24 protein-coding genes and 2 tRNA genes are annotated in these 24067 nt (G+C 67.8%); 17 read left to right on the plus strand and 9 right to left on the minus strand.

Translation table 11 applies throughout. From position 1 onward, the window contains the following. Positions 1-14: 14 nt before the first annotated feature. Genes Q5H91_RS01825 through Q5H91_RS01835 form a run of 3 tightly spaced genes read left to right on the plus strand, consistent with a single transcriptional unit; the run spans position 15 to position 2258 of the window. Positions 15-731: an AAA family ATPase gene (locus tag Q5H91_RS01825; RefSeq protein ID WP_305171515.1), complete on the plus strand. Its 717-nt coding sequence runs from the start codon at positions 15-17 to the stop codon at positions 729-731. Between the two features lies 1 nt (position 732). Further along, positions 733-1314, plus strand: a complete 582-nt coding sequence (locus Q5H91_RS01830) for a hypothetical protein (RefSeq protein WP_305171516.1) — start codon at positions 733-735, stop codon at positions 1312-1314. After that, entirely contained in the window at positions 1311-2258 is a 948-nt protein-coding gene (locus Q5H91_RS01835) for a tetratricopeptide repeat protein (protein ID WP_305171517.1), read from the plus strand. Before Q5H91_RS01830 ends, Q5H91_RS01835 begins: the two co-directional genes overlap by 4 nt. Here the strand turns inward: Q5H91_RS01835 and Q5H91_RS01840 are convergent. From Q5H91_RS01840 to Q5H91_RS01855, 4 genes are all read right to left on the minus strand, one after another. Further along, complete coding sequence (locus tag Q5H91_RS01840) at positions 2247-3464, minus strand: dihydroorotase (RefSeq protein WP_305171518.1); 1218 nt, start codon at positions 3462-3464, stop codon at positions 2247-2249. The two genes, Q5H91_RS01835 and Q5H91_RS01840, sit on opposite strands and share 12 nt — an antisense overlap. Then, positions 3461-4447: an aspartate carbamoyltransferase catalytic subunit gene (locus tag Q5H91_RS01845; RefSeq protein ID WP_305171519.1), complete on the minus strand. Its 987-nt coding sequence runs from the start codon at positions 4445-4447 to the stop codon at positions 3461-3463. The genes Q5H91_RS01840 and Q5H91_RS01845 overlap by 4 nt, the downstream gene beginning before the upstream one ends. A 168-nt stretch (positions 4448-4615) precedes the next feature. Further along, entirely contained in the window at positions 4616-5080 is a 465-nt protein-coding gene (gene ruvX, locus Q5H91_RS01850) for a Holliday junction resolvase RuvX (RefSeq protein WP_305171520.1), read from the minus strand. Continuing rightward, a complete protein-coding gene (locus tag Q5H91_RS01855) occupies positions 5077-6198 on the minus strand; it encodes a DUF3089 domain-containing protein (protein ID WP_305171521.1) in 1122 nt (373 codons plus the stop codon). The genes ruvX and Q5H91_RS01855 overlap by 4 nt, the downstream gene beginning before the upstream one ends. 105 nt (positions 6199-6303) lie before the next feature. On the opposite strand from Q5H91_RS01855, the gene gatC reads away from it, so the two are divergent. The 5 genes from gatC (at position 6304) to Q5H91_RS01880 (ending at position 10938) form a co-directional block, all read left to right on the plus strand. Beyond that, entirely contained in the window at positions 6304-6606 is a 303-nt protein-coding gene (gatC, locus tag Q5H91_RS01860) for an Asp-tRNA(Asn)/Glu-tRNA(Gln) amidotransferase subunit GatC (RefSeq protein WP_305171522.1), read from the plus strand. 67 nt (positions 6607-6673) lie between these two features. After that, positions 6674-8158 (plus strand): Asp-tRNA(Asn)/Glu-tRNA(Gln) amidotransferase subunit GatA, encoded by a 1485-nt coding sequence (gatA, locus tag Q5H91_RS01865; protein WP_305171523.1) that lies wholly within the window; start codon positions 6674-6676, stop codon positions 8156-8158. 1 nt (position 8159) lies between these two features. Beyond that, positions 8160-9626, plus strand: a complete 1467-nt coding sequence (gene gatB, locus Q5H91_RS01870) for an Asp-tRNA(Asn)/Glu-tRNA(Gln) amidotransferase subunit GatB (protein WP_305171524.1) — start codon at positions 8160-8162, stop codon at positions 9624-9626. Further along, complete coding sequence (locus Q5H91_RS01875) at positions 9623-10021, plus strand: GFA family protein (protein ID WP_305171525.1); 399 nt, start codon at positions 9623-9625, stop codon at positions 10019-10021. The genes gatB and Q5H91_RS01875 overlap by 4 nt, the downstream gene beginning before the upstream one ends. Before the next feature lie 281 nt (positions 10022-10302). Continuing rightward, positions 10303-10938: a peptidylprolyl isomerase gene (locus tag Q5H91_RS01880; protein ID WP_305171526.1), complete on the plus strand. Its 636-nt coding sequence runs from the start codon at positions 10303-10305 to the stop codon at positions 10936-10938. A 5-nt stretch (positions 10939-10943) separates the two neighbouring features. On the opposite strand, the gene Q5H91_RS01885 is transcribed toward Q5H91_RS01880, so the two are convergent. Together Q5H91_RS01885 and Q5H91_RS01890 are read right to left on the minus strand one after the other, a co-directional pair. Further along, entirely contained in the window at positions 10944-11195 is a 252-nt protein-coding gene (locus Q5H91_RS01885) for a hypothetical protein (protein ID WP_305171527.1), read from the minus strand. 3 nt (positions 11196-11198) lie between these two features. After that, on the minus strand, positions 11199-11360 hold the full coding sequence (locus Q5H91_RS01890; RefSeq protein WP_305171528.1) for a hypothetical protein: 162 nt from the start codon (positions 11358-11360) through the stop codon (positions 11199-11201). Between the two features lie 111 nt (positions 11361-11471). Between Q5H91_RS01890 and Q5H91_RS01895 the strand changes: the two genes are divergently transcribed. The 5 genes from Q5H91_RS01895 (at position 11472) to clpX (ending at position 16770) form a co-directional block, all read left to right on the plus strand. Continuing rightward, a tRNA-Leu gene (locus tag Q5H91_RS01895) sits at positions 11472-11556 on the plus strand. Between the two features lie 59 nt (positions 11557-11615). Then, entirely contained in the window at positions 11616-13304 is a 1689-nt protein-coding gene (gene tig, locus Q5H91_RS01900) for a trigger factor (RefSeq protein WP_305171529.1), read from the plus strand. Positions 13305-13559: 255 nt separating this feature from the next. After that, positions 13560-14531, plus strand: coding sequence for a glycosyltransferase family 2 protein (locus tag Q5H91_RS01905; protein WP_305171530.1), 972 nt, complete (start codon positions 13560-13562; stop codon positions 14529-14531). Positions 14532-14588: 57 nt separating this feature from the next. Beyond that, positions 14589-15278, plus strand: coding sequence for an ATP-dependent Clp protease proteolytic subunit (locus tag Q5H91_RS01910; protein WP_305171531.1), 690 nt, complete (start codon positions 14589-14591; stop codon positions 15276-15278). A 223-nt stretch (positions 15279-15501) separates the two neighbouring features. After that, complete coding sequence (gene clpX, locus Q5H91_RS01915) at positions 15502-16770, plus strand: ATP-dependent Clp protease ATP-binding subunit ClpX (protein ID WP_305171532.1); 1269 nt, start codon at positions 15502-15504, stop codon at positions 16768-16770. A gap of 107 nt (positions 16771-16877) precedes the next feature. Here clpX and Q5H91_RS01920 read toward each other — a convergent pair whose 3' ends face one another. Further along, positions 16878-18113, minus strand: coding sequence for a glycosyltransferase family protein (locus Q5H91_RS01920; RefSeq protein WP_305171533.1), 1236 nt, complete (start codon positions 18111-18113; stop codon positions 16878-16880). Position 18114: 1 nt separating this feature from the next. Continuing rightward, positions 18115-19044, minus strand: coding sequence for a glycosyltransferase family 2 protein (locus tag Q5H91_RS01925; protein ID WP_305171534.1), 930 nt, complete (start codon positions 19042-19044; stop codon positions 18115-18117). A 161-nt stretch (positions 19045-19205) separates the two neighbouring features. On the opposite strand from Q5H91_RS01925, the gene lon reads away from it, so the two are divergent. The 4 genes from lon (at position 19206) to Q5H91_RS01945 (ending at position 23068) form a co-directional block, all read left to right on the plus strand. Continuing rightward, positions 19206-21602, plus strand: a complete 2397-nt coding sequence (lon, locus tag Q5H91_RS01930; protein ID WP_305171535.1) for an endopeptidase La — start codon at positions 19206-19208, stop codon at positions 21600-21602. A 139-nt stretch (positions 21603-21741) separates the two neighbouring features. Beyond that, positions 21742-22014, plus strand: coding sequence for an HU family DNA-binding protein (locus Q5H91_RS01935; RefSeq protein WP_305171536.1), 273 nt, complete (start codon positions 21742-21744; stop codon positions 22012-22014). A gap of 68 nt (positions 22015-22082) precedes the next feature. Then, a tRNA-Val gene (locus tag Q5H91_RS01940) sits at positions 22083-22157 on the plus strand. A 371-nt stretch (positions 22158-22528) separates the two neighbouring features. Continuing rightward, entirely contained in the window at positions 22529-23068 is a 540-nt protein-coding gene (locus Q5H91_RS01945) for a hypothetical protein (protein WP_305171537.1), read from the plus strand. A gap of 43 nt (positions 23069-23111) precedes the next feature. Here Q5H91_RS01945 and Q5H91_RS01950 read toward each other — a convergent pair whose 3' ends face one another. Further along, on the minus strand, positions 23112-24053 hold the full coding sequence (locus Q5H91_RS01950; protein WP_305171538.1) for a DUF808 domain-containing protein: 942 nt from the start codon (positions 24051-24053) through the stop codon (positions 23112-23114). Between the last annotated feature and the right edge of the window lie 14 nt (positions 24054-24067).

Consider the following 24067-nt stretch of genomic DNA (forward strand, 5'->3'; position numbering starts at 1 on the left):
GGTGTGACCAAGCTATGCGCGTACTCGCGATGGCCTCGCAGAAGGGCGGTTCGGGCAAGACGACCTTGTCCGGGCATCTCGCCGTGCAGGCGCAGCGATCGGGCGCCGGCCCGGTGGTGCTGATCGACATCGATCCGCAAGGGTCGCTCGCCGACTGGTGGAACGAGCGCGAGGCGGATTATCCGGCCTTCGCCCAGACCACCGTCGCGCGGCTGGCGTCGGACCTGGAGACGCTGCGTCAGCAGGGTTTCAAGCTGGCCGTCATCGACACGCCGCCCGCGATCACTATGGCGATCCAGAGCGTCATCCAGGTGGCCGAGCTGGTCGTGGTGCCTACCCGTCCGTCCCCGCACGACCTGCGCGCGGTCGGCGCCACCGTCGACCTGTGCGAGCGTGCCGGCAAGCCGCTGATCTTTGTCGTCAATGCCGCGATGATAAAGGCGCGGATCACCGGCGAGGCGGCGGTCGCGCTGTCGCAGCACGGCACCGTCGCGCCGATCACCATCCAGCAGCGCAACGACTATGCCGCCTCGATGATCGACGGCCGCACCGTGATGGAGTGCGATCCCAAGGGCAAGTCGGCGGCCGAGATCACGGCGCTGTGGACCTATATCGCCGACCGGCTCGAGAAGAATTTCCGCCGCACCGTGTTCGCCACGCCGTTCGCGGCGCCGGGGGTCGGCCCGCGCGCCGGCGCGGCGGCGACCTTCGGTCGGCGCCAGGTGGGTTGAGATGGCGATGCTCGGAACCGCCAAGCCGCTCGCCTCGCTCAGCTCTGGCCTGCTCGCCCGCAAGGGGCAGGCAAGGCCGGCGATGCGCCCGCAGGGATTCGCCGAACTGACCCCGACGAGCGTCGCCACCGCCGGGGCGCTCGACGATCTCGGCTGGAACGACATGGGCTGGGATGACAGGAGCCGGGACGATCGCGGCCCGACCGTCGCGGTCGCCCGCCTGACCCCGCTCGCCGCCCCGGTCGACGAAGAGCTGCCGCCGGTGCTCGCTCAGCGCGAGGTGCTGCGCGAGCAGGTCGAGGTCGTGCCCGTCGAGCAGGCGCCCGTCCGCTCGGTCTCGCTTGCCACCGCTGCCCGGATCGGACGCGAGAGCGCGGCGCAGACCGCCAAGGGCAAGGCCGCCTTCACCCTGCGGCTCGACGGTGACCGGCACCTGCGGCTGCGGCTGGCGAGCGCGGTAGCCGATCGGTCGGCCCAGGCGCTGCTCGTCGATGCGCTGGACCGCTTTCTCGAAACCATGCCCAATGTCGAGCAGCTGGCCACCCAGCTGCCGCGCCCGGCCACCCGGAGTCGTCGTCGATGACCATGCGTCCGATCCTGTCGCTCGGCCTGTCCATGCTCCTGTTCGGCGGCCTGACCGCCGGCTGCGCGATGGACGGGCAGCGCGGCCTCGCCGCCGCCGGCACCCGCGCGGTGAAGCATGCCGACTATGCCAAGGGCGCGGGCAAGGCGCTCGCCAGGCAGGATGCGCCCGCCGCGGTTACCTTGGCCGAGGCGGCGGTTCAGGCCGCGCCCGACCGCGCCGACTATCGCCTGCTGCTGGCGCAGAGCTATCTCGCGGCGGGGCGTTTCGCGTCGGCGCGCGAGGCGTTCGGCGACGTCCTGCGGCTCGACGGCGGCAATGCCAAGGCAGCGCTGAACCTGGCGCTGACCCAGCTCGCCTGCGACGACTGGCTGGGCGCGCGTGAGACGCTGAACACCCACGCCGCGATCATCGCACCGGCCGATCTGGGGCTGGCGCAGGCGCTGACCGGCGATCCGGCGCGTGGTGTCGCGACGCTGATGGATGCCGCCCGGCAGCCGGGTGCCACGCCGCGCGTCCGCCAGAATCTGGCACTCAGCCTTGCGCTCGCCGGTCAGTGGCAGATGGCGCGCGCGGTCGCGGCGGTCGACGTGTCGCCCGCCGACCTCGACCGGCGCATGCTCGACTGGGTCGCCTTCGCGCAGCCGCGCGGTGCGAAGGCGCAGGTCGCTGCGCTGCTCGGCGTGCAGCCGGCCGGCCAGGACATGGGTCAGCCGACCGCGCTGGCGCTGGTCCAGCCGGCACCAGCCCCGGCCGCATCGGCGACACAGGTGGCCGTCATCACGCAGGAGGTGCCGCAACCCGTCGCCCGCGCCACCCGCATCGTCTTCGGACCGCGGCAGGAGGTGGTGCAGCAATTGCCCGTCGCGACGGCCGCCGTCGCCGCTCCGCGCAAGCTCGCGGCGCCCCGCAGACCGGTGCGTGTCGCCTATCTAGGCAAGTAACTCCCGCCCGCCCTTCCAGACGCGCAAGGGCCGGCCCTGGACGGGCAGGCCGTCGAACGGCGTATTGCCGGCCGAGGCGAAGCGTTCGCCCTCCACCTGCCACGGCGCGTGCTGGTCGAAGAGCAGCAGGTCGGCCGAGGCGCCGGCCGCCAGCCGCCCCGCGTCGATCCCCAGCACCTTCGCCGGATTGGCGGCGAGCAGGGTGAACAGCCGTGGCAGCTCGATATGGCCATCGCGCACCAGCGTCAGGGCGAGCGGCAGCAGCGTCTCCGCTCCCGCCATGCCGGGTGCCGAGTCGGCGAAGGGGAGGCGCTTCGCCTCCGGTCCCTGCGGATCGTGGCCCGATCCGATCACGTCGATCGTCCCGTCCGCCACCGCCGCCAGGCAGGCGCGCCGGTCGGCCTCGCCGCGCAAGGGCGGCGACAGGTGCGCGAAGGTCCGGAAATCGCTCATCGCGATGTCGGCGAGCAGCAGATGCGCGGGCGTGATCCCGCAGGTCACCGCCACGCCGCGCCGCTTCGCCGCGCGGATCAGGTCGAGCGCGGCGGCGGTCGTCACCTGGCGAATGTGCAGCCGGGCGCCGGTTTCCTCCGCCAGCATCAGGTCACGCGCGACCGCCAGCGCCTCTGCCACCGCCGGTGCGGCGGGCAGGCCCAGGCGCGTCGCGGTCTCACCCGCCGTCGCCACCGCACCCGCCGTCAGTCCGCCATCCTCGGCATGGGTGACGACCGCCAGATCGAGGTCGTGGGCATAGGCCAGCACCCGCGCCATCACCGCCGCATCGGCGATCCAGCCGCGCCCGGTGGCGACCGCCATGGCGCCGGCCTGCTGGCAAAAGGCGATCTCGGCCAGATCCCGCCCCGCCAGTCCCTGCGTCGCGGCGGCGAGGGGGTGGATCCAGAGGTCCGGCTTGCCGACCAGCGCCGCGCGCTGGACCATGCCCGGATCGTCGAGCACCGGCGACTGGTCGGGCATCAGTCCGACCCGCACGACTCCGCCGCGCCGACACGCCTCGCGGTCGACGGCGAAGACGCCGAGATCGACGATCGCGGGGGCGAGCAACTTGCCGCCGGCATCGATCACCATGGCGTCGCCGGGCACGTCGATCCGGCCGACCGCCGCGATCATGCTGTCCTGCACCAGCAGCGTGCCCGGCTCCACCGAGTCGGCGCCGACCAGCCGCGCGTTGACGATCGCCAGCGTCATGCCCAGCCCTCCACGCCGCGCGCGCGGCGGGTCAGCACGTCCAGGCACGCCATCCGCACCGCCACGCCCATCGCCACCTGCTCGGTGATCGCGGACTGCGCCCCGTCGGCCACGACCGAATCGATCTCGACCCCGCGGTTCATCGGGCCGGGATGCATCACCAGCGCCCCCGGCACGGCGCGCGCCAGCCGCTCTGGCGTCAGGCCGTAGCGCAGGCGATATTCGCGGGGGGAGGGGACCAGGGCGCCCTCCATCCGCTCGCTCTGCAGGCGCAGCATCATGACGACATCGGCCCCCTCCAGCGCGGCGTCGAAATCGGTGAAGGGCGTCACCCCCATCCGCTCGATCGCCGGCGGCATCAGCGTCGACGGCGCGCAGACCCGCACCTCGGCAGCGAGCGCGGTCAGCGACAGGATGTTGGAGCGCGCGACCCGGCTGTGGAGCAGGTCGCCGCAGATCACCACCCGCTGCCCGGCGATCGCGCCGCGGCGGCGCCGGATGGTCAGCGCGTCGAGCAGCGCCTGGGTCGGGTGTTCGTGCCGCCCGTCGCCCGCATTCAGCACCGCACAGTCGACCTTGTCGGCGATCAGCTTGACCGCGCCGGAGGACATGTGACGGATGACCAGTACGTCGGCGCGCATCGCGTTCAGCGTCTGCGCGGTGTCGATCAGCGTCTCGCCCTTCTTCACCGAGCTTTGCGCGGCATGCATGTTGACGACGTCGGCGCCTAGCCGCTTGCCCGCGATCTCGAACGACAGCAGCGTGCGGGTGGAATTCTCGAAAAAGGCGTTGATCTGGGTCAGGCCGGCCAGCGGTGCGGTGCCACGGGCGTGGGTGCGGTTCGCCTCCACCCACTGCTCCGCCTCGTCGAGGAGGAAGGCGATCTCGTGCGGCTGGAGCCCGTCGATCCCGGTCAGGTGGCGATGCGGAAACACGGCGCCGCCAGCGATCATGGCGGCGGGGCGGTGGTCGGATACAGGCATCGGAGCGGCCGGGTAGCGCGCCCTTCACACGCGCGCAAGCTGCCCGGCAGTGGATGCTAGAGTGGTTTCCGATCAGGTTGGATCATCGGCACGGGGCCGAAAGCGGCCCGCCGCGCAAGCGGTCGCCCGGAGGGCGATGACGATGGTTCAACCTGATCGGAAACTGCTCTAAGCCGCCACCAGCGCGTCGATCGCGGCCTGCAGGATATGCGCGGCGGCGAGGTTGTCGATCCGCTCGGCGCGTTTGGCGCGGCTCATGTCCTGCTCGATCATCACCCGTTCGACCGCGACGGTGGACCAGCGCTCGTCCCACAAGAGGATCGGACCCCAGTCGGCGACCAGCCGGGCGAAGGAGCGCGACGATTGGCTGCGCGGGCTCTCACTGCCGTCCAGGTTCAGCGGCAGGCCGATCACCGCCCCCTTCACCTGCTGGGCCGCGACGATCGCGTCGAGCGCCAGCTTGTCGCGCGCGAACTTGGTCCGGCGGATCAGCGTGGCGGGGCTCGCGAAGCTCCAGCCGGCGTCGCACAGCGCGGTGCCGACCGTCTTGGTGCCGACATCGAGCCCGATCAGCCGTCCGCCGTCCGGTAGCGCGGCACGAAAGACGGCGGCATCGGTGGTGACGAGGGTCACGGTCGGCGCCCCGGGCGGAACGCCGCCAGCCGCCGCTCGGCATCGGCGCGCACGTTCGCCCAGAACAGGCTGTAGTCGTAGACGTGATAGTTGTTGCCGGGCAGCACATAGGGGCCGACATCGGGCGCCGCGCCGATCATCAGGAAGCCGCGCCCCTGGCACTGCGCCGGCACCCGCCCCGGCTCGATCGTGGCGGTCGACAGGTCGGCGGAGGGAAACAGCGTGCCCAGGTTCGCGGTCGCCGGCGCGGCGCCGTCGGCGGTGCCGGTCAGCGGGTTGGTGCAGACCATCGGCGTGCCCTGGCGCGGCTGGCCGGTAAAGCCGCGCGTGCGGTCATAGGTGTCGACGATCAGCGACGGGTCGGCCGGCTCGGCGAAGCTCTGCCACGACAGGATGCAGCCGGTCTGCGCCGCGGTACGGCATTCGGGCAGGCCCATCTTCGGCAGGTCTGCCGTGCGCGACACCGGCCAGCCGACCACGTAAGCCGCGACGATCCGCCGGGCGAGCTTCGGGTCGGTCGCCACCTTGTCGCGGAGCAGCCAGGTCAGGTGCAGCCCGCCCTGGCTGTGCCCGGCCAGGATGATCGGCCGCGTCGGGCCGACCTGGCGCAGGAAGCTGGCGAACGCCGTCTCCACGTCGCGGTAGGCCGCCTGGAGCGCCCGCTCGGCATCCTGGGCGCTGGTCAGGAAGGCGCCGAAGGTCGCCTGGCGATAGCGCGGCGCCCAGATCTCGCCCACGCCGTTGAATGCGCTCGCCTGCCCGCGCAGGAACAGCGCGGCGCGATCGTTGGTCTCCGGATCGTTGATCGGCGCGTTCCAGTGGTCGCGGCTGACATAAGAGGTCGGGTGGATGAAGAAGATCGCCGCACCCTTGCCTGCCGGGCCGGGCGTGTAGCCGGCCGGCACCCACAGCGCCGGATTGCCCGGCTTGTCGGGACGAGCCAGCCACAGGCGGCGGTCGTCATAGACGTGGCTTTCCGCCTTGGGCTGGGCGCGGAAATCCTCGCCGGGGACCAGCGCCATGCGGATCAGGTCGTTGCCATAGAAGCGGTACGCGAACGCGCCTGCGATCGTCAGCAGGACCAGAGCCGCCATGACATAGAGGAATTTACGCGCCAAACCGCCTGCTCCGAACCCGTCGACCCCGTCCGCCGCCGTCGATCCGCGGCCAGTTGGACCGCAAAACCATTGCGCGCGGGCGAAGTCGGATGCTAGCCGCGCGGCATGTCCGTCGACACCCGAACCGTCAAGAAGATCGCGAGCCTCGCCCGCATCGCCATCACCGAGGAGGACGCCGCCCGGCTGGCGCCCGAACTCGGCAACATCCTCCACTGGATCGAGCAGCTGGGCGAGGTCGATACCGCCGGCGTCGAGCCGATGACTGCGGTGATCCCCAACACGCTGCGCCTGCGTGACGACGTGATAGACGCCGACCCGCTGACCGGCGGCGGCATCCGGGACAAGCTGATGACCAATGCTCCCCAGGCCGAGCATGGCTTCTTCACCGTGCCCAAGGTGATCGAGTGATGATCCGCGACCATCAATCGATCGTCCCCGCGAAGGCGGGGATCCCCAGCCGCATGGGAGAGCTTTCGTGACCGACCTGACCGATCTGGGCATCGCCGCCATTCGCGACGGCGTTCGCGCCGGAGACTTTTCCGCGCGTGAGGTGGCGACCGCGTTCAACGCCCGCGTCGCCGGCGCCAAGACGCTCAACGCCTTTCTGGTCGAGACGCCAGAGCACGCGCTCGCCGCTGCCGACGAGGCCGACCGCGCCCGCGCCGCCGGAGAGGCGCCCAAGCCGCTCGCCGGCGTGCCGATCGGCATGAAGGACCTGTTCTGCACCAACGGCGTCGCGACGACGGCGGCGAGCGAGATCCTGGCCGGCTTCGTGCCGCCCTATGAATCGACCGTTTCGCAGAACCTGTGGGACGCGGGCGCCGGGATGCTCGGCAAGCTGAACATGGACCAGTTCGCGATGGGCTCGTCCAACGAGACGTCGGCGTTCGGCAACGTCATCTCGCCCTGGCGGCGCAAGGACGGCGGGAACGCTCCGCTGGCGCCGGGCGGCTCATCCGGCGGTTCGTCTGCCGCGGTCGCTGCGCGGCTGTGCCCGGGTGCGACCGGTACCGATACCGGCGGTTCGATCCGCCAGCCGGCGGCGTTCACCGGGATCAGCGGCATCAAGCCGACCTATGGCCGCTGCTCGCGCTGGGGCACGATCGCGTTTGCCTCCAGCCTCGACCAGGCCGGGCCGATGGCGCGCGACGTCCGCGACTGCGCGATCATGCTGGAGGCGATGGCCGGTTTCGATGCCAAGGACGCGACCTCGCTCCAGCTCGACGTGCCGCGCTGGGAAGCGAGATTGTCCAGCGATCTGAAGGGCAAGCGCGTCGGTATTCCCAAGGAGTATCGGGTCGACGGCATGCCTGCCGAGATCGAGACTTTGTGGCAGCAGGGCGTCGACTGGCTCCGCGACGCCGGTGCCGAGATCGTCGAGGTCTCGCTGCCGCACACCAGATACGCGCTGCCGGCCTATTACATCATCGCGCCGGCAGAGGCGTCGTCGAACCTCGCCCGCTACGACGGCGTCCGCTACGGCCTGCGCGACCTGCCTGAAGGGGCGGGGTTGCAGGACATGTACGCCGCGACCCGCGCCGACGGTTTCGGCGCAGAGGTAAAGCGCCGCATCATGATCGGCACCTATGTACTTTCGGCAGGCTTCTACGACGCCTATTACACCCAGGCGCAGAAGGTCCGCACCCTGATCGCCCGCGACTTCGAGCAGGCGTGGGAACGGTGCGACGTGCTCCTGACGCCGACCGCGCCCTCCGCGGCCTTTGCGCTCGGCGAGAAATCGGCCGACCCGATCGCGATGTACCTCAACGACGTGTTCACCGTGCCCTCGTCGCTCGCCGGCCTGCCGGCGATGAGCGTGCCGGGCGGACTGGACGGCGCCGGCCTGCCGCTCGGCCTCCAGATCATCGGCAAGCCGCTCGACGAGCAGGGCGTGCTGAACGCAGGGCTGGCGATCGAGGAACGAGCCGGCTTCGCGGCGCGGCCGGAAGGTTGGTGGTAAGATGAGTGACTATCGAATCCAGGGCGACACCGGCGAGTGGGAGGTCGTGATCGGGCTGGAGGTCCATGCCCAGGTTACGTCGAATGCCAAGCTGTTCTCCGGATCGGCGACCGCTTTCGGGGCGGAGCCGAATACCCAGGTGTCGCTGGTCGACGCGGCGATGCCGGGGATGTTGCCGGTGCCCAATCGTGAGTGCATCCGGCAGGCGGTGCGGACCGGCATGGCGATCGACGCACAGATCAACCGCTGGTCGCGGTTCGACCGCAAGAATTATTTCTACGCCGATCTGCCGCAGGGCTATCAGATCAGCCAGCTCTACCACCCGCTGGTCGGGGAGGGGCATCTGGACGTCAGCCCCGATGACAAGAATCCCGAGGCGGTGAAGCGCATCGGGATCGAGCGCATCCATGTCGAGCAGGACGCCGGCAAGCTGATGCACGATCAGCATCCGACGCGCTCCTATGTCGATCTCAATCGCTCGGGCGTTGCGCTGATGGAGATCGTCAGCCGGCCCGACATGCGCTCGCCCGCGGAGGCGGGGGCGTACCTGACCAAGCTGCGCTCGATCTTGCGCTATGTCGGGTCGTGCGACGGCAATATGGACCAGGGCTCGATGCGCGCCGACGTCAACGTGTCGGTCCGGAAGCCGGGCGAGCCGCTCGGCACGCGGACCGAGACGAAGAACGTCAACTCGGTACGGTTCGTCATGCAGGCGATCGAGCATGAGGCGAAACGCCAGGTCGCGCTGCTCGAAGAGGGCGGGACGATCGTTCAGGAAACGCGCCTGTTCAACCCCGACACCGGCCAGACCCGGTCGATGCGGTCGAAGGAAGACGCGCACGATTACCGTTACTTCCCAGACCCCGACCTGCTGCCGCTGGAGCTGGACGAGGCGTTCGTGGCGGAGTGCCGCGCGTCGCTTCCCGAACTGCCCGATGCGAAGCGGCAGCGCTACGAGGCGGCGGGCGTGTCGGCCTATCAGGCGGGCGTGCTGACCGCCGAAGTCGAGTCGGCGCGGTGGTTCGATGCGCTGCTGGCGGCTGGTGCGCCGGGCGCGCAGGCGGCGAACTGGGTGTCGTCAGAGCTGTTCGGGGCGCTCAACCGACTTGGCAAGGGGATCGAGGAATCGCCCGTAAGTCCCTCCGCTGCCGCAGAATTGCTGGCGTTGGTCGCAGACGGCACATTGTCGGGCAGCTTGGCCAAGCAGGTGTTCGAGGTGATGCTCGAGACGGGCGAGGCGCCCGCCGCGATCGTCGAAGCGCGCGGGCTGAAGCAGACCAGCGACACCGGCGCGATCGACGTGGTGATCGCCGACGTGATCGCGAAGAACCCCAACCAGCTCGCCCAGTATCGCGGCGGCAAGGAGGCCTTGTTCGGCTTCTTCGTCGGCCAGACGATGAAGGCGATGGGCGGCAAGGCCAATCCGGGCGTGGTCAACGAACGGCTGAAGGCGATGCTGGCGGGGTGAGCGAGCGGCTCGCGCGGTGCCGGTGCGGTCAGCTGACCGCCGAGTGTCGCGGCGAGCCGGTGCGCGTGTCGGTCTGTCATTGCCAGGCGTGTCAGCGGCGTACCGGCGGTGTCTTCTCGGCACAGGCGCGCTTTCCGGTGGATGCCGTCACTCTGTCCGGTGCGTTCCGGACTTGGGAGCGCATCGGCGGCAGCGGTCGGCGGGCCTGGTATCGCTGGTGTCCGGAGTGCGGCGCGACGGTGGCCTATACGAACGAAGGCATGGACGGCGTGATCGCGATCCCGCTCGGCGGCTTTGCCGGAGGCGAGGTGCCGCGCCCGACCGTCTCCGTGTTCGAGGAGCACCAGCAGGATTGGCTGGCGATCGTCGGCGCCGACATCGAGCATTTCGATTAGCGATAGACTGGCCTGAGCCGAGGTGCCTCGGCCAACACAGGAGCGTTGCAACGTTCGCTACGTCATGCCGGTCTGGTCGCGGCACCCGGTGCCGCATGTTCGAGCCCTTGTTTTCGCGGAGCGGTGGATGCGGGAACCAGCGTGCCATGACGTTGCGGGAAGCGATCGGGCGGATCTTCGGTCAGCATCTCGCTGCTACCCAGAGGCGCGAAGACGTTTCAGATGGGGGTAAACCACATTATGGAGGAGCGATGTCGGTCGCCTGAAATCGCCGTGGGAGAATGTGCATGAAGATGTTGTCATGCTGGATGTTGGCCCTGGCGGCGGTGCCGCTGATGGCGCAGGTATCGGCTCCGGCCACGACGGCGGTTGCGCCCACCGATCTGCCCCGCGTCGAGATCGTCACCGACAAGGGTCGCTTCGTCGTCGAGGCCGATACGAAGCGCGCGCCGGTCAGTGCCGGCAATTTCCTGCGCTATGTCGACCAGAAGCGGCTCGACGGAACCGACTTCTACCGCGTGGTCAAGGTCGCCGACCATTTCGGCTTCGTGCAGTTTGGGTCAAATGGCGATCCGAAGCGGTCGTTGCCGCCAATCCGGCATGAGCCGACCAGCACGACGGGGCTGAAGCATCTCGACGGCACGATCTCGACCGCGCGACTGGCGCCGGGGACGGCACGGGGCGAGTTCACCGTTTCGGTCGGCGACCAGCCGTCGTTCGACGCCGATCCGGCGCGGCCCGGCGACAATCAGGGATATGCCGCCTTCGGGCGGATCGTCGAGGGGATGGACGTGATCCTGTCGATCTTCAACGCGCCGGTATCGCCGGACGCGACTGTGCGCGGCGCGTTCAAGGGCGAGGTGCCGGTGGCGCCGGTCAGGATCGTCAGCGCGCGGCGGATCTCCCCCGCGCGCTGACAAGCTCACTGTGCGTCGAGGTCCTGGTTCTTCACCACGCCGCCGGTGCCGGCATGGCCATCATATTCGCCGGTCTCCGTGAAGGTTTCCGGTTCAGGCCCGCCGTCGCCGCGCTCGACCGCGTCCGAGCGGGATGCGACCGCCTGCTCGATGTCACTGCGCGCGTCATCGTCGCGGCGTTCGGGTGGGGTATCCGGATCGGTGCCGACATGATCTTCGGGCAGGGGATCGTTGGCGGCGCTGCGCTGGTCGCCCATGGTTCAGATCTCCGCCGGCTGGCTGGTGCCGGGATCGCCGGCCGGCGTGGCGGGCGAGGGCTGGTCGATGTCGGGGGCGGGGGGCGCGATCTCCGGCGGGGGAGCGTTTGGCTGGACCGGCTGGCTCGACGGGATCGGGTTTTCGGGCGGGGGCTGGGTGGCCATCAGGCTTTCTCCTTCGCCCTTTCAACGTCCTGGGTGACGCGCTGGTTGCCTCTCTGCTTGCTAGTGCGTGCCGGGCTGGTATAGACGCGCGCCCAACGGCGGGTCCAACATGCGGGCGTGGCGGAACTGGTAGACGCAGCAGGTTTAGGTCCTGCCATCGCAAGATGTGGGGGTTCGAGTCCCTTCGCCCGCACCAGTCCCGCCCGGCGCAAGGCGGGGTGCCGACACGAAATTTCTCCAGATCGAAGGCCAGCAATGCAGACTGTCGAGACGCTGAACGAGGGGCTGAAGCGCGCCTACACGCTCACCATCACCGCCAAGGACATCGATGCCAAGGTGGATGCCGAGGTGAAGCGCGTTGCCCCGCAGGTGAAGATGCCCGGTTTCCGCCCCGGCAAGGTGCCCGCCAATCTGGTCCGCAAGATGCACGGTGAGGCGCTGGCGCAGGACGCGCTGAACTCGGCGATCCAGCAAGGTATCCAGGAGCTGGTCGCCGACAAGAAGCTGCGCCCGGCGATGCAGCCCTCGGTCGAGCTGGCCGATGGCTATGAAGCGGGCAAGGACGCCGAGATCAAGGTCGCGCTGGAAGTGCTGCCCGAGGTGCCGGCCCCGGCGATCGACGGGCTGAAGCTGGAGCGGCTGACCGTGCCGGTCGCCGACGCCGCGATCGACGAGCAGATCGGCAAGTTCGCCGCCGGCCAGAAGGGCTGGGACGATGCCGGCGGCAAGGCGGCCGAGCAGGGCGACCTGGTCACCGTCGACTTCGTCGGCAAGACGGCGGACGGCGTGGCGTTCGAGGGCGGCACCGGCACCGATATGGGTGTCGAGATCGGCTCGGGCCGCCTGATCCCCGGCTTCGAGGACCAGCTGGTCGGCGTGAAGGCGGGCGAGGAGAAGCAGATCGCCGTCACCTTCCCGACCGACTACCAGGCCAAGGAGCTGGCCGGCCAGCCCGCAACCTTCGACCTCGTCATCAAGTCGGTGAAGACCGCCGGCGATACCAAGATCGACGACGATATGGCCAAGAACCTGGGCCTGGAAAGCCTGGAGCAGCTGCGCGGCCTCATCAAGGGGCAGATCGAGCAGGAGCATAACGGCCTGACGCGCACCCATATGAAGCGCAAGCTGCTCGACCAGCTGGCCTCGGACCATGACTTCGAAGTGCCGCCGTCGATGGTCGAGGCGGAGTTCAGCCAGATCTGGGCGCAGCTGGAGCATGAGGCGACCCACGAGGCCGACCCCGCCAAGGCACGCGAGGAGATGGAATCCGAGCGCGACGATTACCGCAAGATCGCCGAGCGCCGCGTGCGCCTGGGTCTGCTCTTGTCCGAGATCGGCCAGGCCAACGGCGTCGAGGTGACCGCGCAGGAGATGAACCGCCTGATCGCGCAGGCCGCGCAGCAGTACGGCCCCGAGGATCGCCAGCGCTTCATCCAGTATGTGCAAGCGGAGCCGATGGCGGCCGCCCAGCTGCGCGCGCCGCTGTACGAGGACAAGGTCGTCGACTTCCTGTTCGGCAAGGCCGAGGTCACCGATCGCGAGACGACGCGCGAGGAGCTGGAAGCCGCGATCGAGAGCGAGGACGGCTTCGCGACCGGGACGCATGTCCACAATCATGACCATGACCATGACCATGACCACGATCATGCCGGACATGACCACGGACATGACCACGCGCACGATGAGCCGGTGACCGACGCCAAGCCCAGGGCTGCGAAGAAGAAGCCGGTCGCCAAGGACGACAATGCTGGCGCCGAAGCGGAGCCGGCGGCTGAGGCCGCGCCGAAGAAGCCGCGCGCGAAGAAGGCCGCGGCGCCGGTCGAGGCCGAGACGCAGGTCGTCGAGTCCTCGCCCGAGGCAGCCGAGCAGGCCGAGGGCACCGAGGCGGCCGACGCCGCCCCGGCCAAGAAGCCCCGCGCCAAGAAGCCGAAGGCGGAAGGCTGATACCGGATGAATTATGACGGCCACCGCAGCATCGGTGGCCGCTCAGGTGATCGCGACGGGGATGGGGTGGTGTGAGTAACGGCAATCGCGGTGGCAACATCCAGCTGATCGTCGCCGGCGTGCTTGTCGTGGTCGCGGTGAGCGGGTTTTTCGTGATCCGACGCCACGACGCGGAGGCGGTCGCTAGGTGCGACGCAACGTCCTGCTGGACGGCAACGTGCCGCGACGCGGTGCTGCATAGTGGTCGCGAGGCATATGAGCAGGCTGCGGGTGGTCGCTGAGGGTGCCACGGCCAGCCCGGAGCCGCGCATTGCGGTCCTGCTGCCCTGCTACAACGAAGAGGCTGCGATCGCGCAGACGGTTGCCGGGTTCCACGCCGCGCTGCCGGGCGCAGCGGTCTATGTCTACGACAACAACAGTCGTGACCGTACGGTCGAGGTAGCCCGCGCAGCCGGCGCGATCGTCCGGAGCGAGCGGATTCAGGGCAAGGGCAATGTCGTGCGAAGGATGTTCGCCGACGTGGACGCCGACGTCTATGTCATGGCCGATGGCGACGCGACCTATGATGCCGCGTCTGCCCGCCGGCTGGTCGATCATCTGCTCGCCGAGCAGCTCGACATGATCGTCGGCAGCCGCATCAGCCAGGCCGACCTCGCCTATCGACGCGGCCACCGGTTCGGCAATGCGATGCTGACTGGTATGCTCGGGCGTCTCTTCGGGCGCAGCTTCACCGATATCCTGTCCGGCTACCGGGTGTTCTCGCGCCGCTTCGTCAAGAGCTTTCCCTCCTTGTCGGCGGGGTTCGAGATCGAGACGGAGATCAGCGTCCACGCGCTGGAGCTGAAGATGCCGTGCGCGGAGATCACGACACCCTATCACGCCCGTCCTGAAGGGTCGGCGTCGAAGCTGAACACCTATGCCGATGGCTGGCGCATCCTCAACACGATCCTGACGCTCTATCGCTACGAGCGGCCGCTGTGGTTCTTCGGCGCGGTCGCCCTTCTACTGGCGGTATCGGCGTTCGGGCTCAGCGTGCCGCTGGCGATCACCTATCTGAAAACCGGGCTGGTGCCGCGGATGCCGACCGCGATCCTCGTCACCGGGCTGATGATCGTCGCAGCGCTTTGTTTCTTCGCAGGTTTGATCCTCGACACGGTGGTGCGCGGCCGGCGCGAGGTGCGGCGGCTCGCCTATCTCGCACATCCGGCGCCGTCGGGCGGGGCTTGAACTCCCCCGCAGGCCGCGCGACATAGGCGGCTCTTCACGGGCTTCAGAGAGTTCCCCATGCACAATCCATTCGAGACCGGTGATTTCGCGAGCCCGCTGGCGGGCGCCGGTGTCGGGCTGCAGCAGACGCAGGCCGGTCTCGTTCCCATCGTTATCGAACAGTCCAATCGCGGCGAGCGGTCGTTCGACATCTTCTCGCGCCTGCTGCGCGAGCGCATCGTCTTCGTGACCGGCGGGGTCGAGGACGGCATGGCCAGCCTCATCACCGCGCAGCTGCTCTTCCTCGAGTCCGAGAACCCGAAGAAGGACATCTTCATGTACATCAACTCGCCGGGCGGCGTCGTCACGGCGGGCATGGCGATCCACGACACCATGCAGTACATCCGCCCGCGCGTCGGCACGGTGTGCATCGGTCAGGCGGCTTCGATGGGCAGCTTCCTGCTCGCGTCCGGCGAGCCCGGGATGCGCGTGGCGCTGACCAACGCGCGGATCATGATCCACCAGCCTTCGGGCGGCGCGCAGGGCATGGCGTCGGACATCGAGATCCAGGCCAAGGAAATCCTGCGTATCCGCGCCCGGATGAACGAGCTGTACGCGAAGTACACCGGCCAGCCGATCGAGGAGATCGAGCGGCGCATGGACCGCGACACCTTCCTGTCGTCGGACGAAGCGAAGAATTTCGGCCTGATCGACGAGGTGTTCGACAAGCGTCCGGTTCCGTCCGACGACGTGGCGGCCGCGGCCTGACTTGCGATACGGCGAGGGTCGGGGCCTAGGTCGCCGCCCTCGCCATTGTCGCTCCATTAAGACGGATCGGTGTAGCGGGGCGGAGAACGGCGTTCCGTCCGGGTCGATGACGGCTTGTAGAGCGGCGGCGGGAAGGCCATATCTGGTGCCCGGCGCGATCCGTTCGCGGACGCGCACAGCGTAGACGCCGTCGTGCGACATGGCGGCCAAGAGGGTTATCTGAATGACGAAGCTGAGCGGTGGCGACTCGAAGAGCACCCTCTACTGCTCGTTCTGCGGCAAGTCGCAGCACGAGGTGCGCAAGCTGATCGCCGGACCGACGGTCTTCATCTGCGACGAGTGCGTGGAGCTGTGCAACGACATCATCCGCGAGGAGACGAAGTCGGCGCTGGTGTCCAAGAAGGACGGCGGCGTGCCGACCCCGCAGGAGATCTGTAACGTCCTGGACGATTACGTCATCGGGCAGAAGCAGGCCAAGCGCGTATTGTCTGTGGCGGTCCACAACCACTACAAGCGGCTAAACCACGGTGCCAAGGGTGCCGATGTCGAGCTGGCCAAGTCGAACATCCTGCTCGTCGGCCCGACCGGCTGCGGCAAGACGCTGCTGGCGCAAACGCTGGCGCGCATCCTCGACGTGCCGTTCACGATGGCCGATGCGACGACGCTGACCGAAGCGGGTTACGTCGGCGAGGATGTCGAGAACATCATCCTCAAGCTGCTCCAGGCGTCGGACTATAATGTTGAGCGGGCGCAGCGCGGCATCGTCTATATCGACGAGATCGACAAGATCAGCCGCAAGGCCGAGAACCCGTCGATCACGCGCGACGTGTCAGGCGAGGGCGTACAACAGGCGCTCCTGAAGCTGATGGAGGGCACCACCGCCTCCGTGCCGCCGCAGGGCGGGCGCAAGCATCCGCAGCAGGAGTTCCTGCAGGTCGACACGACCAACATCCTGTTCATCTGCGGCGGTGCGTTTTCTGGCCTCGAGAAGATCATCGGTGATCGCCTGCAGGGCAAGTCGATCGGTTTCGGCGCCTATGTCGCCGCGCCCGAGGAGAAGCGTACCGGCGAGGTGCTGCGCCAGACCGAGCCCGAGGATCTGCTGAAGTTCGGCCTGATCCCCGAGTTCGTCGGCCGCCTGCCGGTGATCGCGACGCTGGAGGACCTCGACGTCGGTGCGCTGGTCAAGATCCTGAAGGAGCCGAAGAACGCGCTGGTCAAGCAATACCAGAAGCTGTTCGAGATGGAGCAGGTGGAGTTGGGCTTCACCGACGATGCGCTGGTCTCGGTCGCCAAGAAGGGCATCGAACGCAAGACCGGCGCGCGCGGGCTGCGCTCGATCCTGGAGGGCATCCTGCTCGACACCATGTTCGACCTGCCCGGCATGGACGGCGTCGACGAGGTGATGATCGACAAGGACGTGGTCGAAGGCCGCAAGGAACCGATCCGCGTCTATACCGAGAAGAAGCAGAAGGACGGCGCTGCGGCCTGATCCGGTCCGATCATTCGAGCGATAGAGCCGTGGCGCGTCCGATGTGCGCCACGGCTTTTTCATGTCGCTGTATTGATCGGTTCGGCGGGATCCTGTTCGGGCCCTGCTCAACCTCTCGATTTTGGATCGATGACATGCGCCCAGCTGATCGGCGCGGCGCGGCCGGGTATCGGAGGCAGGCCGATCGCTTCCTCTACCGTTGCGGCATAGTTGTCGGGCAGATGGAATCGGACCAGTCGCTCAGCCGCCGCTGAAGAGGAATAAGTTGCAGAGCGATCGAGCACTGCACGCAAAGCAGTCGCAAGCGACTCCGGATCGCGCACATCGCCGCAGGTGCCGAGCGCGAACTTGTCGATCAGCCAGCCGGTATAGCCGAAACAGTCGGCGAAGATCGGGCGGCGGACGGCCACTGCCTTCAGTACGTTGGCCGAGAGTTCCGCACGGCGGTAGTGGAGCGGCGCCACGACATCGAGCGCGCAGAGTCCGGCTTCGAACTCTGCGGTGTCGAGGAAGCGATCGATCAGAACCAGCCGGCCCGAACCGACCAGGTCGCCATGCGCCCCTTCGATCAGCGCCCGGTGCTCGGTCGACAGGCGCCCGATCATCGCCAGGCGCTCGTCGGGGCCGGCGACCGTGCGAAAAGCCGCAATCAATTGCGGTATGGCCTTTCGACCGTCGGTCGCCCCAACATAGCCGACCAGCCGGCCGTCCTGCGGAAGGCCCAGATGCGCACGCGCCTCGGATCGCTCCCTCGGCGCGATCGGCGGCACGGGATCGGGCAGCACCCCGATCTGATCGGCAGGCAGGCCGGCGCGTGCGGCCCATTCATAGTTCAGCGGGTTGACCAGCAGCAGCTTTTGCCACGGCGCGCGGCGCAGGGCGATCTGGTACAGCAGGTCCTTGACTCGCGACGCCGGGGTATCGGCAAGCCCCGCATAGCCAGCATGGACCATCGCCACCACGCGGGTCTTGCCCGTGATGCGGTGAACGCGGGAAAGGGGGCGCATTGCCGCCGCCAGCGTGTCGTGATCGCCGGTCGTCAGCACCAGCGCATCCGGTCGGCAGCGATCGACCGCCGCCTCCAACACGCGTGCCAGCCGCAGCCTTTCCCTGACCGGCACGCCCGCATCGACGGACCCGATCGAGGGATCGAAATCGACTTCGCCTTCGAACGGCGACAGCTGCTCGGCGTAGTTTGGCGAGTCGAGGTGAGCCCGACTGATCGTGACGGTGATACGATCGATGTCACCCCGCTCGCGCCGCGCGATCAGGCTGGGGATCAGTGCGGCGAGATAGTTGGTATGGTGACCGCCCCGGAATGGCTCGTAGATCTGGACGTGCATCTCAGCGGACCTTTCCGGGCGTGACCGGCATGCGCAGGCCCGCCATCACCGCGCGAACACGAAGGCGTGCCTTGCTCATCGGATCGCCCTTGAAAAGGAAACGGCCACCGATCGCGGCGAAGATCATCGCGAAGGTATAGGCAGCCATCGCCCCACTGCCGAATCGCCGGGCGAACAGCATCCGGTTGCGATACAGGTGCTTCAGCGTGAAGTCGGACATCGCACCGGTAGTGGCGCTGACCTTGTGCAGGACCGTGATCGATGGGGTGACGAGCATCCGCGCGCCGGCAAGGTTCATCCGCTCACAATAGTCGACGTCTTCCCAGTAGACAAAATAGTCTTCGGTCATCAGCCCGACGCGGCGGAAGACATCGATGTCGAACAGCATGAAACAGGCCGGGCAGAAGGTGGTGCTGAAATCATCCGGTCCGATCGATGCTACTGGCTCGTTGAAGTGATCGTGTAGGTTTCGCGCGCCCCGCGACCAGTCAATGCGGCCACCCGCGTACCAGATTGATTGCCCATCGGGATGAACCGCGATCACGGGTGACACGGCATCGGCCCGACTGGCGATCAGCCGGGCCGACAGCGCGACGAATACCCCATCGTCGAACACCGTGTCATTGTTGACGAGCAGGACCTGACGCGCGCCGCCTTCCATCGCGATGCGGATGCCCTGATTGCATCCGGCCGCGAAGCCGACATTGTCCGTGTTGAGGATCGTAGTGACGCGGGGATCGTGATAGTCCGCCAGGATCGACCGCGTGTTGTCGGTACTCGCATTGTCGACCACGATCAGCCGCCAGTCGCCAGCCTGCCGCACACAGCAATCGAGAAAGTCGCGCAGCACGTCGCCGGAGTTGTAGGTTACGGTGATCGCAACCAGCATCGCTCCGGCAAGGGCGCTGACCGTCGGCGGCGTGTCGCTCAAATGCTATATCCGATCATGATGATGGCGCGCCTTGTGCGGACCCGATGGTCCATTTGCAAGCGTGCTGGATCCGCGATCGTGCCGTGGCGATTGATGCTTCTCCAACACCTCCCCATATATGGCGTGTTAAGGGACGCGGGTGCGCGTCCGACGGAGTGTACATGAACCAGACCTATCCCGTGTTGCCGCTGCGTGACATCGTCGTGTTTCCCCAGATGATCGTTCCCCTGTTCGTCGGCCGCGACAAGTCGGTCGCCGCGCTGGAAGCCGCGATGGCGGTGGAAAAGGAGATCTTCCTGGTCGCGCAGCTTGACAAGGATGAGGACGATCCCGCCCGCGCCGACCTGTACGAGATCGGCGTGACCGCGACCGTGCTCCAGCTGCTGAAGCTGCCCGACGGCACGGTCCGCGTGCTGGTCGAGGGCAAGGAGCGTGGCCGGCTGGGCGAGTTGCAGCCGGCGGAAGGCTATCTCGCCGCCACGGTCGAGCCCGTCGAGGACCTGCCGGCCGAAGGTGCCGAGGTCGAGGCGCTGATGCGCTCTGTCGTCGGCCAGTTCGAGAATTACGCCAAGCTCAACAAGAAGCTGCCGCCCGAGACCGTCGCCCAGGTCGGCGAAGTCGAGAGCGCGTCGCGGCTGGCCGATTCGGTTGCGGCAAACATCGCGGTGAAGGTCGCCGACAAGCAGGCGCTGCTGGTCGAGCTGGACCCGGCCAAGCGGCTGGAGATGGCGTTCGCGCTGATGGAGGGCGAGCTGGGCGTCCTTCAGGTCGAGAAGAAGATCAAGAGCCGCGTGAAGCGCCAGATGGAGAAGTCGCAGCGCGAATATTACCTGAACGAGCAGCTGAAGGCGATCCAGCGCGAGCTGGGTAACGGCGACGACGAGGGCGACGGCGACGAGATCGCCGAGCTGACGCAGAAGATCGCGACGCTGAAGCTGTCCAAAGAGGCGCGGACCAAGGCGACGGCCGAGCTGAAGAAGCTGAAGACCATGGCGCCGATGAGCGCCGAGGCGACCGTGGTGCGCAACTATCTCGACGTGCTGCTGGGGCTGCCCTGGGGCAAGAAGTCGAAGATCAAGAAGGATATCGCCGCCGCGCAGGGCGTGCTGGACGAGGATCACTACGCGCTGGAGAAGGTCAAGGACCGGATCGTCGAGTATCTGGGCGTGCAGGCGCGCACCAACAAGCTGAAGGGGCCGATCCTGTGCCTCGTCGGCCCGCCGGGCGTCGGCAAGACCTCGCTCGGCCAGTCGATCGCCAAGGCATGCGGGCGCGAGTTCATCCGCCAGTCGCTGGGCGGCGTCCGCGACGAGGCCGAGATCCGCGGCCATCGCCGGACCTATATCGGCTCGCTGCCGGGCAAGATCGTGACCAACCTGAAGAAGGCCGGCACGTCGAACCCGCTGTTCCTGCTCGACGAGATCGACAAGCTGGGCCAGGATTTCCGCGGCGATCCCGCCTCGGCGCTCCTTGAGGTGCTCGATCCGGAGCAGAACGCGAAGTTCAACGACCATTATCTCGAGATCGACATCGATCTGTCGGACGTGATGTTCGTCTGCACCGCCAACACGCTGAACCTGCCGCAGCCGCTTCTCGACCGGATGGAGATCATCCGGCTGGAGGGCTATACCGAGGACGAGAAGGTGGAGATCGCCGAGCGCCATCTGGTCGCCAAGCAGGTAGAAGCGCACGGGCTGAAGCCGGGTGAGTTCACCCTGACGCAGGAGGGCCTGCGCGCCCTGATCCAGCGCTACACCCGCGAGGCGGGGGTGCGTACGCTGGAGCGCGAGATCGCCAAGCTCGCCCGCAAGGCGCTGCGCCGCATCCTGGAGGGCAAGGCGGAGAGCGTCACCGTGACGCCGGACAATCTCCATGAGTTCGCAGGCACGCAGAAATATCGCCACGGCCTGTCGGAAACCGAGCACCAGATCGGCGCGGTGACCGGGCTTGCCTGGACCGAGGTCGGCGGCGAGCTGCTGACCATCGAATCGGTCACGGTCGGCGGCAAGGGTGCGGTGAAGACCACCGGCAAGCTTGGCGACGTGATGAAGGAGTCGGTCGAGGCGGCGTGGAGCTTCGTGAAGGCGCGCGCGCCCAGCTATGGCATCAAGCCCAGCGTGTTCCACCGCAAGGACGTCCATGTCCACCTGCCCGAGGGCGCGGTGCCCAAGGACGGGCCGTCGGCGGGCATCGGTCTGGTGACATCGCTCGTCTCGACGCTGACCGGCGTGCCGGTGCGGCGCGAGGTGGCGATGACGGGCGAGGTGACACTGCGCGGTCGCGTGCTGCCGATCGGCGGGCTGAAGGAGAAGCTCCTCGCGGCGCTGCGCGGCGGCATCACCACCGTCCTGATCCCGCAGGAGAACGAGAAGGACCTCGCCGACATCCCCGCCAATGTGAAGGAGGGGCTGACCATCGTGCCGGTGGCCCATGTCGACGAGGTGCTGCGCCTGGCGCTGACCCAGCCGCTGGAGGCGATCGACTGGACCGACGCCGACGAGCTGGCCGCACTGCCGCCACCGGGTGTCGCGCCGGCAGGGGGCGAGCTGCACCACTGATCGGGTGGGCGGGGCGGTCCGGTGACGGATCGTTCCGCACCCGGTTGACTTGGTGCAAGCTGCTGCCCTTAAGTGGAACCCTTGCGCGTCCGCGAGTCCGCGGGTGCCATGCTGATTCTATGCTGCGGGGGAAAGATCGATGAACAAGCAGGAGCTGATCGCGACGGTCGCCGACACGTCGGGGCTGGCGCGCAGCGATGCGGCACGGGCGGTGGAGGCGGTGTTCGACGCCATCTCGACGAGCCTGAAGAAGGGGGACGAGGTGCGCCTGGTCGGGTTCGGCACCTTCTCGGTTTCGAAGCGCAAGGCGTCGACCGGCCGCAACCCGCGTACCGGCGAGCCGATGACGATCAAGGCGTCCACCCAGCCCAAGTTCAAGGCTGGCAAGATCCTGAAGGATTCGGTCAACTAGAGTTTTGGCAATTGGGGGCTGGACAGGCAGGCCGGCGCTCGCCTAGGACGCCGCCTCCGCCACGGGATGGGCGCGTAGCTCAGCGGTAGAGCACACCCTTCACACGGGTGGGGTCACAGGTTCAATCCCTGTCGCGCCCACCATCCCGATGCTATGAAAAGCCCGCGGCTCGGCGACGAGCGGCGGGCTTTTTCGCGGTGCAGGAGATCTGCCGTCCCGACCATCGTTCGTCGGCCACGGAGCAAGGTCGAACTTCTATGCCTGGAAGGGGGGCAAGCGAGCGTTGCTCGCTAAATCGCGCCAACTGCGCTCAGCCGCTTCTCGGTGCAAAGAGGCAGCGCGCGATCGCCCCCTTGCGGACATGGGTTAAAAGCGTAGCTTGTCTGTAAACTGCCGGGGAGGAGATCCTTTGGAGAAAACCTGCCTGGAAGCTGTCATGTCGAGAACTCTACTCCTCCTGGCGTTGAACTGGGCTATGTTGGGAGTGAGCGGGCCCGCGCTGGGACAATTCCCCTTGCCCAAGCCTGACGCGTTTGCACGTGCCGAAGACCAGCAGCGGGCACGCCTGCTCACGACGACATGCGCCGATACCGACGTGGGGCGCGGCTGTTATCGCGACAACAAGCGTTTGATACGTGAAATCCCCTGTACCTATCAAATCGAGACCAATGTGATCGGGTCGCTGCCCACCGATCAATGCTACAAAATGGAGGCGCCACGCCGCTACCGCGGCGTATGGATTGACGAGTTCGAAGGGCAAAGGTTCATACCGGAAGGTACCAGGCCTCCCGAATGGCCGCGCACCGATCCAAAATCCCCTGGGTGGAGAGAGCGGTTCGAGCAAGCCAGACTTGCAACTATCTGGCTTGATGCCAGTCGCATTAACCTTGACCAGAAGCCTCGCCAGCGTGGGGCAAAATGGTTCATCGAGTTTGTCGGCCGGAAAACCATGTATCCGGGCGCCTATGGTCATCTCGGGATGTCGGGCCACGAAGTCATTGTCGATCGCATGATCTCGCTGAGGAAATGTCCGGAGGGGGGGATCTGTCGCTAAAAGCGGTCAGGCAGCTCTCTACCAACGGCGACAATGGTTGCCCTCAATGCCCGCCCCGCCGCGGCAGCCTGTGCAGTGCCGCGGCGATCACGCCGCCAACGATCAGCCCGACCAAGCCCGATCCGATCGCGGTGACGATCCACGCCACCGCGCCGTGAGCCGCCGGCAGCGCCGCCGCTGCACCCTCCGCCGCGACGTGGATCGCGTGCTCGGGCGCGTCGACGCCGAAGCTTGCCAGCCCGTGGACGATGATGCCGCCGCCGACCCAGATCATCGCTGCCGTGCCGATCGCGGCCAGCGCGGTCATGACGATCGGCATCGCCTTCACCATGCCGCGTCCCAGTGCCTGCACCGCGGATGAGCGGCGCGCGGCGAGGTGCAGGCCGATATCGTCCAGCTTCACGATCAGACCTACCGCGCCATAGACGCCGGCGGTGATCGCCAGCGCGACCAGCGCGAGCGCCGCCGCCTGGGCGACGATGCCGCTGCCCGCCACCTCGGCCAGGGCGATCGCCATGATCTCGGCGGACAGGATGAAGTCGGTGCGGATCGCGCCCGCGATCGTCTGCTTTTCGAGTTCCTCGGGCGTCTGCGCGGCCTGATCGGCAGCGGCGACGTGCGCGTGGCCGCCCGCGACCGCCTCCCACAGCTTCTCTGCGCCCTCGAAGCTCAGATAGGCGCCGCCGACCATCAGCAGCGGGGTCAGCGCCCAGGGTGCGAAGGCGCTGAGCAGCAGCGCGACCGGCAGCAGGATCAGCAGCTTGTTGCGGATCGACCCCAGCGCGATCCGGCCGATGATCGGCAGCTCGCGCGCCGGCGACAGGCCGGTGACGTAGCGCGGGGTGACCGCCGCGTCGTCGATCACCACGCCCGCCGCCTTCGCCCCCGCGCGCCCGGCCGCGGCGCCGACATCGTCCAGCGATGCCGCCGCCAGCCGGGTGATCGCGGCGACGTCGTCCAGCAGTGCGGCCAGTCCCGATGGCATTCCCGTCTCCCCGA

Source organism: Sphingomonas aurea, assembly GCF_030678875.1.
In the GTDB taxonomy this organism is placed as follows: Bacteria; Pseudomonadota; Alphaproteobacteria; order Sphingomonadales; family Sphingomonadaceae; genus Sphingomonas; species Sphingomonas aurea.

Bases quoted from the DNA above. Each gene is read 5' to 3' on its own strand.
- Q5H91_RS01825 (WP_305171515.1), top strand. From the start codon at position 15: ATGCGCGTACTCGCGATGGCCTCGCAGAAGGGCGGTTCGGGCAAGACG.
- Q5H91_RS01830 (WP_305171516.1), top strand. From the start codon at position 733: ATGGCGATGCTCGGAACCGCCAAGCCGCTCGCCTCGCTCAGCTCTGGC.
- Q5H91_RS01835 (WP_305171517.1), top strand. From the start codon at position 1,311: ATGACCATGCGTCCGATCCTGTCGCTCGGCCTGTCCATGCTCCTGTTC.
- Q5H91_RS01840 (WP_305171518.1), bottom strand. From the start codon at position 3,464: ATGACGCTGGCGATCGTCAACGCGCGGCTGGTCGGCGCCGACTCGGTG.
- Q5H91_RS01845 (WP_305171519.1), bottom strand. From the start codon at position 4,447: ATGCCTGTATCCGACCACCGCCCCGCCGCCATGATCGCTGGCGGCGCC.
- gatC (WP_305171522.1), top strand. From the start codon at position 6,304: ATGTCCGTCGACACCCGAACCGTCAAGAAGATCGCGAGCCTCGCCCGC.
- gatB (WP_305171524.1), top strand. From the start codon at position 8,160: ATGAGTGACTATCGAATCCAGGGCGACACCGGCGAGTGGGAGGTCGTG.
- Q5H91_RS01880 (WP_305171526.1), top strand. From the start codon at position 10,303: ATGTGCATGAAGATGTTGTCATGCTGGATGTTGGCCCTGGCGGCGGTG.
- Q5H91_RS01885 (WP_305171527.1), bottom strand. From the start codon at position 11,195: ATGGGCGACCAGCGCAGCGCCGCCAACGATCCCCTGCCCGAAGATCAT.
- Q5H91_RS01890 (WP_305171528.1), bottom strand. From the start codon at position 11,360: ATGGCCACCCAGCCCCCGCCCGAAAACCCGATCCCGTCGAGCCAGCCG.
- tig (WP_305171529.1), top strand. From the start codon at position 11,616: ATGCAGACTGTCGAGACGCTGAACGAGGGGCTGAAGCGCGCCTACACG.
- Q5H91_RS01905 (WP_305171530.1), top strand. From the start codon at position 13,560: ATGAGCAGGCTGCGGGTGGTCGCTGAGGGTGCCACGGCCAGCCCGGAG.
- Q5H91_RS01910 (WP_305171531.1), top strand. From the start codon at position 14,589: ATGCACAATCCATTCGAGACCGGTGATTTCGCGAGCCCGCTGGCGGGC.
- clpX (WP_305171532.1), top strand. From the start codon at position 15,502: ATGACGAAGCTGAGCGGTGGCGACTCGAAGAGCACCCTCTACTGCTCG.
- Q5H91_RS01920 (WP_305171533.1), bottom strand. From the start codon at position 18,113: ATGCACGTCCAGATCTACGAGCCATTCCGGGGCGGTCACCATACCAAC.
- lon (WP_305171535.1), top strand. From the start codon at position 19,206: ATGAACCAGACCTATCCCGTGTTGCCGCTGCGTGACATCGTCGTGTTT.
- Q5H91_RS01935 (WP_305171536.1), top strand. From the start codon at position 21,742: ATGAACAAGCAGGAGCTGATCGCGACGGTCGCCGACACGTCGGGGCTG.
- Q5H91_RS01950 (WP_305171538.1), bottom strand. From the start codon at position 24,053: ATGCCATCGGGACTGGCCGCACTGCTGGACGACGTCGCCGCGATCACC.